This window comes from Kitasatospora gansuensis (assembly GCF_014203705.1).
In the GTDB taxonomy this organism is placed as follows: Bacteria; Actinomycetota; Actinomycetes; order Streptomycetales; family Streptomycetaceae; genus Kitasatospora; species Kitasatospora gansuensis.
Map to the genome: position 1 here is coordinate 3,886,151 of NZ_JACHJR010000001.1, position 15,695 is coordinate 3,901,845.

The 15,695-nt window shown below is 70.0% G+C and carries 21 protein-coding genes and 1 tRNA gene; 13 read left to right on the forward strand and 9 right to left on the reverse strand.

Annotated features, from left to right (window positions below; genetic code table 11):
- Window positions 1-57: 57 nt before the first annotated feature.
- From F4556_RS17070 to F4556_RS17085, 4 genes are read right to left on the reverse strand one after another with little or no spacing between them, the layout of a single operon-like run.
- Window positions 58-453 carry an RRQRL motif-containing zinc-binding protein gene (locus tag F4556_RS17070; RefSeq protein WP_313068337.1) on the reverse strand — a complete coding sequence of 132 codons (396 nt, stop codon included), beginning with the start codon at window positions 451-453 and terminating at the stop codon, window positions 58-60.
- Window positions 450-1,376, reverse strand: coding sequence for a DUF2637 domain-containing protein (locus F4556_RS17075; protein ID WP_184916507.1), 927 nt, complete (start codon window positions 1,374-1,376; stop codon window positions 450-452). Before F4556_RS17075 ends, F4556_RS17070 begins: the two co-directional genes overlap by 4 nt.
- Window positions 1,377-1,384: 8 nt before the next feature.
- Window positions 1,385-1,582, reverse strand: coding sequence for a hypothetical protein (locus tag F4556_RS17080; protein WP_184916509.1), 198 nt, complete (start codon window positions 1,580-1,582; stop codon window positions 1,385-1,387).
- Window positions 1,582-1,863, reverse strand: coding sequence for a hypothetical protein (locus F4556_RS17085; protein WP_184916512.1), 282 nt, complete (start codon window positions 1,861-1,863; stop codon window positions 1,582-1,584). Before F4556_RS17085 ends, F4556_RS17080 begins: the two co-directional genes overlap by 1 nt.
- A gap of 533 nt (window positions 1,864-2,396) precedes the next feature.
- On the opposite strand from F4556_RS17085, the gene F4556_RS17090 reads away from it, so the two are divergent.
- The gene (locus F4556_RS17090; RefSeq protein ID WP_184916514.1) at window positions 2,397-3,167 is read left to right on the forward strand and encodes a helix-turn-helix domain-containing protein; all 771 of its coding nucleotides are present in this window, start codon (window positions 2,397-2,399) and stop codon (window positions 3,165-3,167) included.
- Complete coding sequence (locus tag F4556_RS17095; RefSeq protein ID WP_184916517.1) at window positions 3,164-3,637, forward strand: NUDIX domain-containing protein; 474 nt, start codon at window positions 3,164-3,166, stop codon at window positions 3,635-3,637. Before F4556_RS17090 ends, F4556_RS17095 begins: the two co-directional genes overlap by 4 nt.
- Here F4556_RS17095 and F4556_RS17100 read toward each other — a convergent pair.
- Window positions 3,634-4,179, reverse strand: coding sequence for an HD domain-containing protein (locus F4556_RS17100; protein WP_184916520.1), 546 nt, complete (start codon window positions 4,177-4,179; stop codon window positions 3,634-3,636). The genes F4556_RS17095 and F4556_RS17100 overlap by 4 nt on opposite strands.
- 30 nt (window positions 4,180-4,209) lie before the next feature.
- Window positions 4,210-4,650 (reverse strand): GntR family transcriptional regulator, encoded by a 441-nt coding sequence (locus tag F4556_RS17105; protein ID WP_184916523.1) that lies wholly within the window; start codon window positions 4,648-4,650, stop codon window positions 4,210-4,212.
- 355 nt (window positions 4,651-5,005) lie between these two features.
- Here F4556_RS17105 and F4556_RS17110 point away from each other — a divergent pair, with 355 nt between their 5' ends.
- The 3 genes from F4556_RS17110 (at window position 5,006) to F4556_RS17115 (ending at window position 5,840) form a co-directional block, all read left to right on the forward strand.
- On the forward strand, window positions 5,006-5,299 hold the full coding sequence (locus tag F4556_RS17110) for a DUF6191 domain-containing protein (protein WP_184924713.1): 294 nt from the start codon (window positions 5,006-5,008) through the stop codon (window positions 5,297-5,299).
- 207 nt (window positions 5,300-5,506) lie between these two features.
- The gene (locus tag F4556_RS37600; protein ID WP_014137031.1) at window positions 5,507-5,635 is read left to right on the forward strand and encodes a DLW-39 family protein; all 129 of its coding nucleotides are present in this window, start codon (window positions 5,507-5,509) and stop codon (window positions 5,633-5,635) included.
- A 132-nt stretch (window positions 5,636-5,767) separates the two neighbouring features.
- A tRNA-Ala gene (locus tag F4556_RS17115) sits at window positions 5,768-5,840 on the forward strand.
- 83 nt (window positions 5,841-5,923) lie between these two features.
- Here F4556_RS17115 and F4556_RS17120 read toward each other — a convergent pair.
- The gene (locus tag F4556_RS17120) at window positions 5,924-6,790 is read right to left on the reverse strand and encodes a DUF5324 family protein (protein WP_184916526.1); all 867 of its coding nucleotides are present in this window, start codon (window positions 6,788-6,790) and stop codon (window positions 5,924-5,926) included.
- Window positions 6,791-6,925: 135 nt separating this feature from the next.
- Between F4556_RS17120 and F4556_RS17125 the strand changes: the two genes are divergently transcribed.
- Window positions 6,926-7,450, forward strand: a complete 525-nt coding sequence (locus tag F4556_RS17125; RefSeq protein ID WP_313068338.1) for a peptidylprolyl isomerase — start codon at window positions 6,926-6,928, stop codon at window positions 7,448-7,450.
- A gap of 92 nt (window positions 7,451-7,542) precedes the next feature.
- Window positions 7,543-8,433, forward strand: coding sequence for a rhomboid family intramembrane serine protease (locus tag F4556_RS17130; protein WP_184916533.1), 891 nt, complete (start codon window positions 7,543-7,545; stop codon window positions 8,431-8,433).
- A gap of 299 nt (window positions 8,434-8,732) precedes the next feature.
- Here F4556_RS17130 and crgA read toward each other — a convergent pair whose 3' ends face one another.
- Window positions 8,733-8,987, reverse strand: coding sequence for a cell division protein CrgA (gene crgA / locus F4556_RS17135; RefSeq protein ID WP_057228623.1), 255 nt, complete (start codon window positions 8,985-8,987; stop codon window positions 8,733-8,735).
- A 295-nt stretch (window positions 8,988-9,282) separates the two neighbouring features.
- Here crgA and F4556_RS17140 point away from each other — a divergent pair, with 295 nt between their 5' ends.
- The 6 genes from F4556_RS17140 to F4556_RS17165 all read left to right on the forward strand — a co-directional run bounded on the left by F4556_RS17140 (window position 9,283) and on the right by F4556_RS17165 (window position 13,397).
- The gene (locus tag F4556_RS17140; RefSeq protein WP_184916536.1) at window positions 9,283-9,960 is read left to right on the forward strand and encodes a DUF881 domain-containing protein; all 678 of its coding nucleotides are present in this window, start codon (window positions 9,283-9,285) and stop codon (window positions 9,958-9,960) included.
- Between the two features lie 70 nt (window positions 9,961-10,030).
- The gene (locus F4556_RS17145) at window positions 10,031-10,204 is read left to right on the forward strand and encodes a hypothetical protein (protein ID WP_184916539.1); all 174 of its coding nucleotides are present in this window, start codon (window positions 10,031-10,033) and stop codon (window positions 10,202-10,204) included.
- A 52-nt stretch (window positions 10,205-10,256) separates the two neighbouring features.
- Window positions 10,257-10,919, forward strand: coding sequence for an aminodeoxychorismate/anthranilate synthase component II (locus F4556_RS17150; RefSeq protein WP_184916542.1), 663 nt, complete (start codon window positions 10,257-10,259; stop codon window positions 10,917-10,919).
- A gap of 3 nt (window positions 10,920-10,922) precedes the next feature.
- Window positions 10,923-11,870 carry a class E sortase gene (locus F4556_RS17155; RefSeq protein WP_313068339.1) on the forward strand — a complete coding sequence of 316 codons (948 nt, stop codon included), beginning with the start codon at window positions 10,923-10,925 and terminating at the stop codon, window positions 11,868-11,870.
- Between the two features lie 22 nt (window positions 11,871-11,892).
- Window positions 11,893-12,624 carry a class E sortase gene (locus tag F4556_RS17160; RefSeq protein ID WP_184916545.1) on the forward strand — a complete coding sequence of 244 codons (732 nt, stop codon included), beginning with the start codon at window positions 11,893-11,895 and terminating at the stop codon, window positions 12,622-12,624.
- 140 nt (window positions 12,625-12,764) lie between these two features.
- Complete coding sequence (locus F4556_RS17165; protein WP_184916548.1) at window positions 12,765-13,397, forward strand: hypothetical protein; 633 nt, start codon at window positions 12,765-12,767, stop codon at window positions 13,395-13,397.
- A gap of 48 nt (window positions 13,398-13,445) precedes the next feature.
- Here F4556_RS17165 and pknB read toward each other — a convergent pair whose 3' ends face one another.
- Window positions 13,446-15,506: a Stk1 family PASTA domain-containing Ser/Thr kinase gene (gene pknB / locus F4556_RS17170; RefSeq protein ID WP_184916551.1), complete on the reverse strand. Its 2,061-nt coding sequence runs from the start codon at window positions 15,504-15,506 to the stop codon at window positions 13,446-13,448.
- Window positions 15,507-15,695 lie beyond the last annotated feature (189 nt).

Sequence of the window (15,695 nt, forward strand, 5' to 3'; positions counted from 1 at the left end):
GCGGGGGCGGGTTCGGGATCTTCGGCGAGCCGTAGCCGCCGTTGGTGTTGTAGTCGCTCATGACGGTGGTCTCCTGTTCTGGGTCAGCTCGGTGCCGTCGGCGCAGGGGATGCAGGTGCCGTACCGGACGGGCAGGACGTATCCGGCGTCGCGGCCGCAGTCCGGGCACATGCGGCGGGCTCGGTTCGCCGCGGCCAGTGCGGCCCGGCGTCTGGGGGTCATCTCCCGTACCGGGGAGGCCAGTTCAGGTCGGTAGAGCAGGGCCAGGCCGGTTCCGCCGAAGCGGGAGCGCCACTGGATCTGCGCGGCGACGTCCTGGCCGTTCGGCCGCAGGCCCCGGGCACGGAGCTGGCGGCGGGTCAGCAGGCCATCGGGTGCCTGACGCCAGCGGTAGGTCGGCAGGACCCCGGGCCCGGTCGGGCAGTCCGGGACTGGGTGTCGGGGGCGGCTCACCGCAGGGCCATCCCGACCGCCAGCGCAACGGGTGCGTGCTCGCCGGATCGCAGTTCCTGGAACCGGGCGGCTACCCAGCCGGCGGACCAGCCGGTCACCTCGACCACCCGCCGCTGCGGAATCTCGGTGGCGATCGCCACCCGGACGATCATCCGGGCTTCCATCTCCGACACCCGGTCAGCGGCCGGCTCGGCACTCAGCAGCTCGTGCCGCAACCGCGCCAGGTGCTCGCGCTCAAGTTGCTCACGCTCGCTCACCTCATGCTCACGGCGCTCGCTCTCGGCCCGCTCAGCGGCCTCCAGCCGCTCCCGCTCGGCCCGGTCGGCGAGGAGGAGTTGCTGCTCGTGCTCACGCTGCTCGCGCAGCAGGGCGGCTTCGTGCTCACGGCGCTCACGCTCACGCCGCTCGGTCGCCTCGAACTCCGCCAGCCGCTCGGCGCGCTCCCGCAGCCGCTTCTCCTCCGCGACCCGTTCCCGCTCGGCCCGCTCAGCGCGCTCACCGGCCTCACGGCCGGCCAGCGCGGTGCCGATCGCCCGGCGGTAGGCCAGGGAGGCTTCGGCGGTGACGATCAGTAGCAGCGGCGCCACCGCATGCACCGCCACCCCCACCCCGTCCCGCTCCAGCGCGGACAGACCGACGTTGAGCAGCAACGTCATCGCGCCGGTGAGCCAGCGCAGCACCACCGGCCACCGGCCGCCCTGCCCGCCGAGACGGGCCAGGATCGCGTCCATCCGGACCACGATCACCACCGCCGCGTCCACCACCAGCGGCAGGATCGGCGCCGTCCACTCCCACCCCTCGGGGGAGTGGACGCGCATCAGCGGGGTCACCGTGAGCACGCTGTAGAGGACCGCGCCGAACGTGATCGTCCACGTCCCGGCGGTCAGGGCTCGCTCCGCCGAGCGGATCTGATCGGCAGTCACCGAAAGCCTCACTCCGACCACCCCGCCAGTGCCGACGGGTGGATGGTGAGCGCGGGGTGAGCGGCCGTGAGCGCGGTGAGCACCGCACGGTCCCACTCCCGCAGAACGTCCAACTTCTCCTGCTGCCGACGGGCCGCGGTGGCGTTGAGCTCGGCCGCCAGACGTACCCGGCGCAGCGACTCGTCCACGTCCGTACGGGCGGTCATCACGCCGCCTCGCCGAACGCGCCAGCGTGCGGGCGGCGACGGACGGTCAGCTGGACCAGCGAGACCGGCGCCGACTTCAGCAGCCGCTCCGCGTAGGCGGCCAGCTCGAAGTCCTCCCGGCGCAAGTCCTCCAGCACCGCACCGGCCACCTCCAGCCGAACCACCCGCTCCTCCGACGACTCCCCCGGCACACCGGCGAACAACTCGGCGTCCACACCGAGCGCCAGCTCCGCGAACTCCTCGGCACCGAAAGCCGTCTGGCCTGCAACAATCGACCTCATGGGTCTACCTCTTCCAACTAGGGGTGTAGGCCCGAGAGACCGCCGCGCGACCGGCCAAGGAAGGCGCGGCGGTCTCGTCATGTCTGGGCCCGACCACTCGTACGAGTAGCCATGGATCCCGGCTCGCCCAAGGTGGGCGGGCCGGTCACCAAAGTGACTCGTTCGTTGATCAGCACACTGTTCAGTTCTCAAGGAACTGCGATCACGACAGCCCGTGGGCGTGCGGCAAAGCCGCCTTCCCCGACAACCGTCAGTCGCATTTGCGCAGTTCAGGCCAGCCCAAAGAAGGGTCAGCAGTTCGTCTGCCTCATCATGCGAGACATGTTGAACATGTCTCTTACGATGACGTGGAGTCGACGCTGCGTCAAGTCCTTCGGTGTTTTCGCTGGCGAGTCTCTCGACCGCGCACATCTAGATTCGCCTGTTGGGGCCTGTCGAGATACGGCGCCACTGGACGGCTTCGATCCGGCTTCGCTACCGTCAAGTCGTCCCGCATCGTCCAAGCGCCACAACTTCGTCCAGGGGAGGGCGAGATGGCTAATGAACGACTCCGAGGCGCCATCCTGGCCAGCGGCTTGACGGTCGAACAGATCGCCGTCCAGCTCGGGGTGAGCGCCCGCACGGTAGAGCGCTGGGTCGAGGCCAAGGGTGAGCGCCGGCCGTACCAACGCTTCCAGTACGCCCTCGCGCAGCTTCTGCAGTGCGACCTGTCGAAAATCTGGCCGGGCGAACAGACCACGAGTGCGACCACCGAGGCGGGGAGGGCCGAGCTCGTCACGGTGTACCCACACCGGGCTGGAGTGCCTAAGGAGCTGTGGACCTCGCTCTATGCCGAGGCGACCACGCACTTCGACCTGGTGGTCTACTCGGGCTTCTGGCTTTCCGAAGACCCGATGTTCTTTCGCCTGATCCGAGAGAAGGCCCAGGCCGGGGTACCGGTCAGGCTCATGCTGGGGGATCCCGATTCAGTCTGTGTGGCCCAGCGCGGCCAGGACGAAGGGATCGGTGCTGCAATGGCAAGCAAGATCCGGAACGCGCTGGCGAACTACGCGCCGCTGTTCGGCGTGCCAGGGGTCGAGTTCCGACTTCACGCCACCACGCTCTACAACTCCCTGTACCGCGCCGACAACGACATGCTGGTGAACGGGCACGTCTACGGGGTCGGGGCCTACCTCGCGCCGGTCCTGCACCTGTCTCAGGTACCGGGTGGTGAGCTGTTCAGCACCTACGAAGCGAGCATCGAGCGAATCTGGGAGAGTGCTCGGACGATCAAGTCCCCTGCCCTTGAGAGCGAGGCAGCGTGAGCCGCATCGACTACTTCCATGATCCTGAAGCGCCTTCGGCCAACTCCGTCGTTCCGTCCGTCACGGCGGTGGTGACGGACGATGCCGGGCGACTCCTGCTGATCCACAAGACGGACAACGACCTCTGGGCCCTGCCAGGGGGCGGCCACGACATCGGGGAGTCCGTGGCACGGACGGTGGAGCGCGAGGTGCGGGAGGAGACGGGCATTCTCGTCGAGGTGATGGCAGTGACCGGTTTGTACACCGACCCCGGGCACGTCATGGCGTACGACGATGGCGAGGTTCGTCAGCAGTTCTCGATCTGCTTTCGAGCCCGACCGGTCGGCGGCGAGTTGCAGACCAGCGAGGAGTCGAAGGAAGTCCGCTGGGTGGAGCCAGCGACCCTCGGTGATCTGGACATCCACCCGTCCATGCGGCTCCGGATCGAGCACGGTCTTGACCCGGAACGGAGCCAGCCCTACATCGGCTAGGCCCTCGTACGTGCCTGCGACAGGCGCTCTTCCACGCGATGAGCCGCAGCCTCGATCTCGGGCTCGGCACGCCGGATGAACCGGCCGACGATGCTGTCAGGCCCGTAGCGGCCCACGATCTCGGCGACCCGCGCCGGCGTAGTGGTCGATGTGCCGTCGGGGGTTGTCGTCATGTCGCAGTAGATCAGCGCGTCCACGAGGTGCGGCTCCTCCAGGGGGAACTCAGCCTCCAGCTCCTGGCGGAGCCCACGCTCTTCAGCCTCCAGGAGAGCGCACGAGTGGTGGGCCACGAGACGGATCACACGTTCGTCCACCTGCTCATTCCGAAGGAATCGTGCCCCGTCCAGCGGATGAAAGCCGGTGGAGGTCAGCCGCGGTGAGTAGCCGATGTCGTGGAGCACCGCCGCCGATTCCAGCAGCTCAGCCTCCGGGCCAAGGATCAGGGACAGCTCTCGGGCTCGGCCGGCCACACCTTGGGAGTGCGCCCAGCGACGCGGCAGCTCGGTGGACAGGAGAGATTCAGCAAGTTCGTAGGCCCACACAGTGAGATCCGTTCCTAACGAGGTGGCTGGTCAGACGTGCAGGTGCGGCAGGGTACGGACGTACCGGCCTTTCCCGTGGCGGGCTTCGAGGACGCCGGCGCCCTCCAGCTGAGCGAGGACTCGCCGCACCGTATGGCGTGAGGCGCCCGTCCGCTCGGTGAGCACCTTTTCGGACGGGAACGGGTCGCCGATCTTGAGCTGGTCGATCTCGATGTACCCGGTGATCCGGTCCAGGAGAGGGGGCTCGGTGTCTCCACCTACGACGGACCACCCGACCCCAGGTTGGGACTTGATCAGACCTTCAGTGGCGAGAACATCGAGTGCCCGCTTCACCGTGCTCCGTGCGACTCCGTGCGCCGCCATCAGCTCGGCCTCGGAGGGCAGGTTGGTGACCTGCGGGTCGCCACCGATCTCGGCGCGCAACGCGTCGGCGATCTGCAGGTATGTGCCGCGCGGGCTCCGCTCGATCACTGGCCGCTCCTTCCAAGGGGATGAGTACCTGAACAGGATGGACCGTGCATATGCACAGGGGCCAGCGTCCATGGGCGTACGCCAGTAGTGCACGCCAACGCGGTCACACGGCGGCGGAAGTCGGTGGACGCCAGCGGACTCCGCTCACCCCGCCACCTGCAGCTGATGTGCCCACGGATTTTGGATCGCCAAACTGATAAGGAAGAGGCCACAGGTTCAAGTCCTGTTAGGCCCACCACCGCAGAAGGTCCGGAGTGGATTTCCACTCCGGGCCTTCTGGCGTTTCCGGGGGCGGGGTCGGAGGATGGGGGTCTGCCGAGCTTGGGGTGTGAGTGGTGTGGCGATCTTCTGGGCGATGAGTCTGCCGGGGCTGGTCTGCGCGTTGGTGCTGGTGGCCTTCCTGGACCAGTTGGCGCTGCGGGCCGGGCGGTCGAAGTGGGTGCCCTGGCGGGGGACGGGGCGGGAGGGGCAGATCTCGGCGACCGGGTTCGAGCAGTTGCACGCGCAGTTCGCGGCCGGGAAGCAGCACGAACTCGAGCAGCGGAAGACCACGTTGATGCTGCGGGACGAGGAGGGCGACGGTGCCCCGCCGCTCGGTCCGGTGGATCTGGACGGTGGCCGGGCGGTGCTGCGGCTGCCTCGCGGATAGGCGCTGTTGTACGACAGGAGGCACGGCGTCAATCCCGGGTGTCGGTCGGGCGGTTGACGAGTCGCGGTGACCTCTCGGGAACGGGTTACCGATGTGTATCATCGGCCGCAGGGCGGTCCGCAGTCCGGCCGCCGGTTCGTGCTCGTACATACCGAGGGTCCGCGGTTCTCTGGGCCCATCCACAGCAAGAAGGACGAGGTCCCCGCGGTGAAGAAGCTTCTCCTGGTCGCCCTGGTCGCCCTCGGCGGCTTCTTTGTCTACCGTCAGGTCCAGGCGGACCGCGCCGAGCAGGACCTGTGGACCGAGGCCACCGACCCGGTCCCGGCCGGTCGCTGACGCGACGGACGATCTTTCGCGGGTCGGCCCTGGCCCCTCGGCCGGGGCCGACCCGACGTCCGTTCCGGACGGGGTAATTTTTGCGGGATTGCCGGGGGGAACGGGTACGCTGGTGCGCAGCACGGCGACCACGGGGCTTTAGCTCAGTTGGTAGAGCGCTGCCTTTGCAAGGCAGATGTCAGGAGTTCGAGTCTCCTAAGCTCCACAGCGTGGTGACAGTACGGCCGCTGACCTGGGATCAGGTCAGCGGCCGTACTGCGTTTTCCGGTGCGTGAGGGTGTCGGCGCGTCAGTGCGGCTTGCGCGGGTCGTGCGGCTTCGGCCGGTCCTCGTGGTCGGGGTCGTCCTCGGACGGCTTCGGGGCCGGTGCGGAGGAGGGCGACTGGGTGGACGTGGCGGTGGCGCCGGTGCCGAGCGGGCCCGAGCCGTTGAGTTCGGATCCGGAGGCCGACTCGGCCGGCGGCTCGACCAGCCACTGCGGGTTGCTGCGGCCGCGCCACCACTGCCAGGCCACCAGCCCGGAGGCGATCGCCAGCGCGCCGGCGACGGCCAGGCCGGTGGCCCAGCCGTGCCGCTGCTCCTTCTTGACGTTCTTGGCGGCCAGCCGGCTGATCTCGGCGGCGCTGACGTGGCCCTGCAGGGCGGTGAACGCGGCGGCGCCGCGGAGCTGGGCCTCCTGGGCGACGGGGGTGATCCCGGCCCTGGCCTGCTCGACCGCGTCGGTGACCCGGGGGAGCACCGTGACCCGGGCCTGGTCGGCCGCCCGGGTGGCGGAGAGCTTGGCCGCCAGAGCGGCTTCCTGGGCCCGGTGCACGGCCTTCAGGGTGTTCTGCTGGGTGTGCGGCGGCAGCGAGCCGAAGGCGTGCTCCAGCTGCGGGGCGAGGTGCTTCACGTACTGGACCCTGGCGGCCTGGGCCGCCTGGCCGGCACCGGTCCTGGCCTGGCTGCCGGCCGCTTGGACCTTGGGGCCGAGGCGGTGCCTGGCGTCGTCCATGACGGCCGCGTAGTACTGGGCGGTCTCCTTGGCGGTGGCGGCATAGGGCGCGAGGGTGTCCCTGGCCTTGTCGGCGGTGTCGCGGGCTGAGTCCAAGCGGGTCACGAGCTTCTCCTCCTCGGTGGCGTCCTGTATGCACATTTCCACCTGATTGGAGATCATGCATGTCAGTTTGTCCGACGGCGCGCCGGGTTGCTCCGGACGCGGGTGTCGAAAGGCGTGCACTGCCCCGGACGGCGGACAGGTCATGGGATGATTCGAAGGTCAGTTGACCTAGAGAGAGAAGGAAGGCACACCGTGGCCGAGAACCTGATCGCGACCCTGAAGACCAACCGGGGCGACATCGTGGTCGAGCTCTTCCCGAACCACGCGCCGAAGACGGTTGCCAACTTCGTGGAGCTCGCCGAGGGCACCCGTGAGTGGACCGACCCGCGCACCGGCCAGAAGTCGAACGCGCCGCTGTACAACGGCACCGTGTTCCACCGCGTGATCGAGGGCTTCATGCTCCAGGGCGGCGACCCGCTGGGCACCGGCACCGGTGGCCCGGGCTACAAGTTCGCCGACGAGTTCCACCCCGACCTGGCGTTCACCCAGCCGTACCTGCTGGCGATGGCCAACGCCGGCCCGGGCACCAACGGCTCGCAGTTCTTCATCACGGTCGCGCCGACCACCTGGCTGACCGGCAAGCACACCATCTTCGGCCAGGTCACCGACGCGGCCAGCCAGAAGATCGTGCAGGAGATCTCCGAGGGCCCGACCGGTCGTAACGACCGCCCGACCAAGGACATCGTGATCGAGTCGGTCGAGATCACCCGCGGCTGACGATCCGTCGGCAGTAGCCTTGCGGTCCCGGTGGTACCCCGCTGTGCGGTGGCGCCACCGGGACCGGTCGTTGTTGAGGGAGGGAACCGCGGATGCTTCCGGACGAGCCGGCCAGGACCGGCGCCGAGGGCGGCCACCGGCTGCCCGGCTGCTACCGGCACCCCGAGCGGGAGACCGGGATCTCCTGCGGGCGCTGTGGGCGGCCGATCTGCCCGGAGTGCATGGTGAGCGCCTCGGTGGGCTTCCACTGCCCGGAGTGCGTCCAGGGCGGCCACCAGGACGCCCGGCAGGCCAGGACCAGGTTCGGCGGGCTGCCGGTCGCGGACGGGGCGCTGGTCACCAAGACGCTGATCGGGCTCAACCTGCTGGTCTTCGTGCTGACCGAGTACATCCGGCCGGAGTGGTGGGACACACTGGCGCTGCAGAGCGCGGTGCCGCCGCACTGGTTCGAGGCGTACGGGGTGGCCGCCGGCCCGGACGAGTGGTACCGGCTGGTGACGGCGATGTTCGTGCACGGCGGGGTGATGCACCTGGTGATGAACATGGTGTCGCTCTGGGTGCTGGGCCCGCAGTTGGAGCTGGTGCTCGGGCGGCTGCGCTTCGTCGGTCTCTACTTCGCCTCCGGGCTGATGGGCGGGGCCTTCTCGTACCTGTTCGCCGGGGAGAAGCTGAACTCGGTCGGTGCCTCGGGTGCGATCTTCGGGCTGCTCGGGGCGACGGCGGTGCTGTACCGGGTCAGCCGGGTGCCGCTCGGGCCGGTGATCGCGCTGCTGGTCTTCAACCTGGTGATCACCTTCTCGCTGAGCAGGGTGATCGACTGGCGCGCGCACCTGGGCGGGCTGATCGCGGGGGCCGTCACGGGAGTGGGGCTGATGTACGCCCCGCAGGCCAGGCGTGGGCTGGTGCAGGGCCTGACGGTGGCCGCGGTGCTGCTGGCGGCGGTGCTGATCGTGGTGCTGCAGACGGCCCGTCTGAACGGTTGATCCCCAGGGCCGGACCGGTGTTTGTCCACAGTCCCGGCCGGGGTACGCACAGCCGATGTCAGTGGGAACTGCTAGGTCCTCGGTCTACGCGCGTCCTCCTGGTAATTCGACCGGAATTCGGAGAAAGCTGCGGAGCTCGAACGGAAAAGTTATCCACAGGCCGGGTCGACTTTTCCCCAGTGTGGATAACCGTGTGGACAACCCGATCGTCCGATCGCCGGGAGCACCCGTTCCAGGCACGCCGAAGCACCGCTCCGGTCGCCCGGAGCGGTGCTCGGGAAGAACTCAGCGGGGGAGCGTCACTTCCACTGTGTGGAGACGCCGAAGCCGGCCGCGATGAAGCCGAAGCCCGCCAGGATGTTCCAGTTGCCCCAGTCCTGGATCGGCCAGCTGCCGCTCGTCACGTAGTAGGTGACGATCCAGACCAGACCGATCAGGAACAGCGCGAGCATCAGGGGTGCCACCCAGCTGCGCCCGGAACTGAGCTTCACCGCTGTCGTGCCGGACGGCGGCGGGGTGTAGTCGGACTTCTTGCGGAGTCGAGACTTCGGCACGAGGGGTTCTCCTGTCGATGCGCTGTGACCGCGCAGGGTGCAGCGGGGGCGGGCGGCTGTGGGGACCGGGCAGGTACGGAAACGGTCGGTCCGGGTGTCCACGGGCCGAAAACCCGCAGCATGGACCGGACCGGTGCTCCGCACATGCCACCGGCGTCCGTTAGCGTAGTGGCTCGCCGGGTCGTAAGGAGATAAGGGTACGGTGCCGAATTCCACGATTCCTTCCCGTTCCGGGCCGGAGCGCGCTCCGCGCACCCGAATTGTCGGACGTGCCCTGACCTGCACCGTGTTCGCGATGGCGGGTCTGCTCTTCTACATCAGCGCGGACACCGCCCGCGGCACCGATCTGCGCACCGACAACTCGCTGCTCAGACTCAGCGACGTGATACGCCAGCGGAGCACCCAGAACCAGCAGGCGCAGGCCGAGCTCAGCGATCTGCAGGGGCAGGTGGACGCGCTCGCCAAGGGCCGGGGCCAGAGCCCCGCCGAGGCCGACCGGCTGACCGTGCTCCAGCAGGAGGCCGGTCTGCAGGCCCTGCAGGGCCCCGGGCTGACCGTCACGCTCAACGACGCGCCGCCCAACGCCACCGCCCGGCTGCCCGGCATCCCGGCCCCCGGCGTCAACGACCTGGTGATCCACCAGCAGGACATCCAGGCCGTGGTGAACGCGCTCTGGCGGGGCGGCGCCGAGGGCATCCAGGTGATGGACCAGCGGCTGATCTCCACCAGCGCGGTCCGCTGCGTCGGCAACACCCTGCTGCTGCAGGGCCGGGTCTACTCCCCGCCGTACGTGATCAAGGCGGTCGGGAAGACCGACCGGCTGCGGTCCGCGGTCAACGCCGACCCGACCATCGCCAACTACCTCCAGTACGTCGAGGCGTACGGCCTCGGCTGGAAGCTCCAGGAGAGCAACGACCTCGCGGTGCCCGGATACACCGGAACGGTCGACCTGCGCACGGCTTCCGGTCAGTAACGGGACAGCGCACCTGCCCGGCGGGGGCCGCCGTCTACTCTTGACCCCGACCCGAACTCCGAGGAGCACCATGTACGGCTGGATCTGGCGGCACCTGCCGGGGAACGCTGCTGTCCGCGCGGTGCTCGCGCTGCTGCTGGTGCTCGGAGTGGTCTACGTCCTGTTCCAGTTCGTCTTCCCGTGGGCGGAACCATTGCTCCCCTTCGGTGACGTCACGGTGGACGAGGGCAGCGGCGTCGGCTGAGCCGCGTCACCTCCACCGGTCCGACCAGTACCAGCCCAGGAGTAGCGCACCGATGACCGCCGCAGGCAACCCGCCCCGGATTCTCGTGGTCGACAACTACGACAGCTTCGTCTTCAACCTGGTCCAGTACCTCTACCAGCTCGGCGCCACCTGCGAGGTGGTCCGCAACGACGAGGTGACGGTGGATCACGCCGTCCGCCGGGACGGCGCGCTGGGCTTCGACGGGGTGCTGCTCTCCCCCGGCCCCGGGGCGCCCGAGGAGGCCGGGGTCTGCATCGAGATGGTGCACCACTGCGCCCGGATCGGGCTGCCGCTGTTCGGCGTCTGCCTGGGCCTGCAGTCGATCGCGGTGGCGTACGGCGCGGTGGTCGGCCGGGCGCCCGAGCTGCTGCACGGCAAGGTCTCGCCGGTCACCCACCGGGACGGCGGCGTGTTCGCCGGGCTGCCCTCGCCGCTGACCGCCACCCGCTACCACTCGCTCGCGGTCGAGCCGGCCACCGTGCCGGCCGAGCTGGACGTCACCGCGGAGACCGCCAGCGGGGTCATCATGGGCCTGAGGCACCGTGAGCTCCCGGTCGAGGGCGTGCAGTTCCACCCGGAGTCGGTGCTCACCGAGGGCGGGCACCGGATGCTGGCCAACTGGCTGGCCGAGTGCGGCTACCCGGAGGCGGTCGGCCGCTCGGCCGGGCTCGCCCCGGTGATCGGCCGGGGCTGAGCCGTGACGGCGGTACGCCCGGAGGGGCGCGCGCAGGGCGATCCGGCGGGCGGAGCGGGTGACTGGGGAGTCTACGAGCCGGTCGAGGACCAGCCTTGGTCCGACGACCGGACCATGCAGCTGCGGGTGGTGCCCTCCCAGGTGCTGCCCCCGCCGGGGCGGCGGGCCGACCGGCGCCGTACCGGGCTGAGTTCGGGCAGCGGCCGCCGCCGGGCCGCCGGGCGGGCCGGCGTGGGCGTGGCCCGGCCCAAGGAGCGCCGCCGGGTGGTGGCGGCCCGGGTGGTCGGTGAGCTGTTCATCACGCTCGGCCTGGTGATGCTGCTGTTCGTCTCGTACCAGCTGTGGTGGACCAACGTGCAGGCCGACGCGGCCGCCGACGGCACCCGCAGCCAGCTGGAGCAGCAGTGGAGCCAGGCGCTCCAGACACCGCCCGCCACCCCCGCGCCCGGGGCGAGCCCGCCGCCGGTGGGCGCCTTCGAGCCTGGGCAGGGCTTCGCGATCCTGTACATCCCCAAGCTCGGCCTGAAGTACCCGATCGCCGAGGGCACGGTGAAGGAGAAGGTGCTCGACAAGGGCCTGGTCGGCCACTACACCGGCACCGCGATGCCCGCCGACAAGGCCGGCAACTTCGCGATCGCCGCGCACCGTACGACGCACGGTCAGCCGTTCCGGAAGATCGGCCAGTTGGTGCCCGGCGACCAGATCGTGGTGGAGACCGCGACCTCGTACTTCACCTACCAGGTCGCGGGCGGCATCCCGGAGACCCCGCCGTCGAACGTCACGGTGATCCAGCCGGTGCCGAAGGGCTCGCCCTTCAAGGAGGCGGGCCGCTACATCACCCTCACGACATGCACGCCGGAGTTCAGTGCCAGGGGAAGGCTGATCGTCTTTGGCAAGATGGTCGAGGAACGACCGAGGAGCCAGGGACAGCCCGCCGCACTGAACGGCTGACAGGCCGACAGAGGGGCACACCGTGGAGAGCCAGCTCACCTCCGCTACCGGGCGCCGCAGTCGGGGCGCGGCCGTGCTGGGCGTGGTCGGCGAGCTGCTGATCACCGCCGGGCTGGTGCTGGCCCTCTTCGTCGGCTACTCGCTGTGGTGGACCGGGGTGGTGGCGGACCGTCAGGCGGACACCGCCACCGACCGGCTGCGGGACACCTGGTCCGCGGCCCCGGCCGTGCCCGGGGCTCCGGCGGCCGCCGGCCCGCCGGTGTACGCCGTCGGTGACGGCATCGGCTTCCTGCACGTCCCCGCCCTCGGCAAGGGCAACCAGACGCTGATCCGGATGGGCACCGAACCGGCGATACTCAACGAGGGCGTCGCCGGGGTCTACGAGGGCCCGTACCGCTCCGCGATGCCCTGGGACGCCCAGGGCAACTTCACCCTGGCCGCCCACCGCGACGGCCACGGCGCCCGCTTCCACGACCTGGACAAGGTCGCCCCGGGCGACGCCGTCGTCGTCGAGACCCGCGACCACTGGTACGTCTACCGGGTCGACGGCGCCCTCCCACAGACCTCCAAGTACGACACCGGCATCATCGCCCCGATCCCCAAGGGCTCCCCGTACACCGGCCCCGGCCGCTACCTCACCCTGACCACCTGCACGCCCGTCTACACCTCCCGCTACCGGATGGCGGTCTGGGCCTCGCTGACCCGGGTGGACCCGGTGGACGCCGACCGGACGCCGCCGGCGGAGCTGCGCTGACCTGGTGTGTTCCGGCCGGTGAGCGCTCCCGGGGCACACCCGTGCGCTCGGCTGGGGCAGTGACGGCCAGTCAGAACTCCTCGTTTGGTAGGGCGGTGCCGGGCCACCAGGGCCCGGGCCGTACGACCGAGGTGAGAATCATGGACCGTGAAGCGGTGTTGCTGGAGTCCCGGACGATGCGCGGCGGGATGGTCGAGCGGACCGAGCTGCTCGACCGGGTCAAGGCGCTGCTGCTGCTCCCGGACGGGGTGCACGTCACCGGGCGGATGGTTGCCGACTACTTCGAGGTTGGGGACAAGGCTGTGGAAAGCCTGGTGCACAGGCACCGGGCGGAGTTGACGGAGCACGGCTACCACGTGCTCAAGGGCGCTGACCTGCGGGAGTTTGTCTCCTTCAACATGAAGGAGACTAAAGCCCCCGGATCCGGCCTGGGGATTTTCCCCCGCAGGGCGGTGCTCAACGTCGCCATGCTGCTGCGTGGCAGCGCCGTGGCCCGAGCCGTCCGCCGGGAGCTGTTGGAGCTGGCCGACGGGTCGGGGGAGGACACCGCCGCGCTGCGGCGGGAGGTTGCGCAGCTGCGGGCGGAGGTGGCCGAGCTCAGGGTGTTGGTGCTGGCGATGCACCGTCAGGCCCGGTTGGACCGGGAGATGATAGCCGGGCTGAGCGTCCGGATGGCGTCCTGCCAGGGGGAGGTGCGGACGTTGGGCGGGCGGGTGGATCTGCTGTGCACGATGCTCGCGTCGCCGCACGGCGGGCGTCGTCGGCGGCGCTGACCGGGAACGCGTGAGGGGCCGCCCAGCTGGGCGGCCCCTCACGGTCTGTCAGTTGTTGCCCGGGGGTGGGGAGGAGGAGCCGGGCTTGGGGGGCATGGTGTAGAGCTGGATGGGGGTGCCGGCGTCCACCAGGGTGTTGGGGCCGGGGTTGGTGTTGACGACGACGTTGGCGGTGTCGCCGCCGGCGCCGGCGAAGGTCCACTCGAGGCCCTGGGACTTGAGGGCGGCGGTGGCGTCCTTGACGGTCTTGCCCTTGATGTCGGGGACCTGGACCTTGTCGGCGGCCTTGTAGACGGTCAGGGTGACCTTGCTGTTCGGGGCGGCCTTCTGGTTGGCCTTGGGGTCCTGGGAGGTGACCTGGCCGATCTTGGACTGGTCCTGGGTCGGGGTGGTCTTGACCTCGACCTGGAAGCCCGCGGTCTCCAGGGCCTGCCGGGCGGCGTCCTCGGTCTGGCCGACCACGCCGGGCACGTTGACCTTGGACTGGCCGGCCGAGATCACCAGGTTGATGGCGCTGGTGGGGGCGGCCTTGCCGACCGGGTCGTACCGGATGACCTTGTCCGGGGCGACGGTGTCGCTGGCCTCGGAGGTGACCTTGCCGAGCTGGAAGCCGGCCTTGGTCAGGGCGTCCGTCGCGGCGTCCTTGGTCTTGCCGGTCAGGTCGGGGACGTCGGCGGTGGCCGGGCCGCTGGAGACCTGCACCCTGATCTTGGAGTCAGCGGCGACCTGGGTGTTGGCGGGGACGTCCTGGAGGCAGATCTGCCCCTTCTTCACCGCGGCGTCCGGGCAGGCGATCTCGTCGCCGGTGACCACCTGGAGCTTCTCGTTGACGTTCCTGGCCTTGGTCTTGGCGTCGTCCAGGGTCAGCCCGACCAGCTGGGGGGCGGTCACCTTGCCGCCGCTGGCGCCGCCGCCCTTGGTCATCGCGTCGACCACGAAGTAGGCGCCGACCAGCACCAGCACCGCGGCGATCGCCAGGATCACCCAGGAGGTGTTGTTGCTCTTCTTCGGCTGTCGGCCGCGACCGCGGTCGTAGTCGTCGTAGCCGCCGTTCCCGTTCCCGCCGTTGCCGTAGCCGTCGTCCTGGTAGCCGTAGCCCGGCTGCTGGGCGCCGACCTGCGGCAGCATGGTGGTCGGGCCGGCCGCGCCCTGCTGGGGCAGCAGGTTGGTCTGGCCGTACGGGTCGTGCTGGGCGTTCGGGTAGCCCTGCTGGTCGTAGCCGTACCCGGCGGCGCCGTAGGCGGCGGCCTGCTGGGCGGCGGCGACCGGGAGGCCGTCGAGGAAGCGTTCGATGTCGTCGCGCATCTCGTCGGCGCTCTGGTACCGGTAGTCCCGATCCTTGGCCAGCGCCTTGAGCACGATCGCGTCGATCTCGGGGCGCAGCTCCGGGTCGTACGTCGAGGGCGGCAGGGGCTCCTCGCGGACGTGCTGGTAGGCGACCGCGACGGGGGAGTCGCCGACGAACGGCGGGCGCACGGCGAGCAGCTCGTACAGCAGGCAGCCGGCCGAGTAGATGTCGGAGCGGGCGTCGACGGTCTCGCCCTTGGCCTGCTCCGGGGAGAGGTACTGGGCGGTGCCGATAACGGCCGAGGTCTGCGTCATCGTCATGCCGGCGTCGCCCATCGCGCGGGCGATGCCGAAGTCCATCACCTTGACGTTGCCCTGCCGGGTCAGCATCACGTTGGCGGGCTTGATGTCGCGGTGCACGATGTTGGCGCGGTGCGAGTACTCGAGCGCCTGCAGGATGCCGATGGTCATCTCGAGCGCGCGCTCGGGCAGCAGCCGCCGCCCGGAGTGCAGCAGCTCGCGCAGGGTGGACCCCTCGACGTACTCCATCACGATGTAGGGGATGGAGATGCCGTCGATGTAGTCCTCGCCGGTGTCGTACACGGCGACGATCGTGGGGTGGTTCAGCGAGGCCGCGGACTGGGCCTCGCGGCGGAACCGGGCCTGGAACGACGGGTCGCGGGCCATGTCGGCGCGGAGCGTCTTCACGGCGACGGAGCGGCCGAGCCGGGTGTCATGGGCGAGGTACACCTCGGCCATGCCGCCACGTCCGAGGACGCCGCCGAGCTCGTACCTGCCGCCGAGGCGACGAGGCTCTTCCATAGTTCCGACCCTCTCCCCCACCGGCTGGTGAGGATGTGACGTAGGTGGTCCCCGCACGCTGTGTTGGACGCTGCCGCCGTCACCTCGGTTCTGTGACGTCGGCCCCACGGCCGGAGCCGTGGGCGGCGGTGGGCGGACCCGCTGCTTGCGGATACGCTACCCGCCCAACCTGAGGGGGCCGGAACAGCC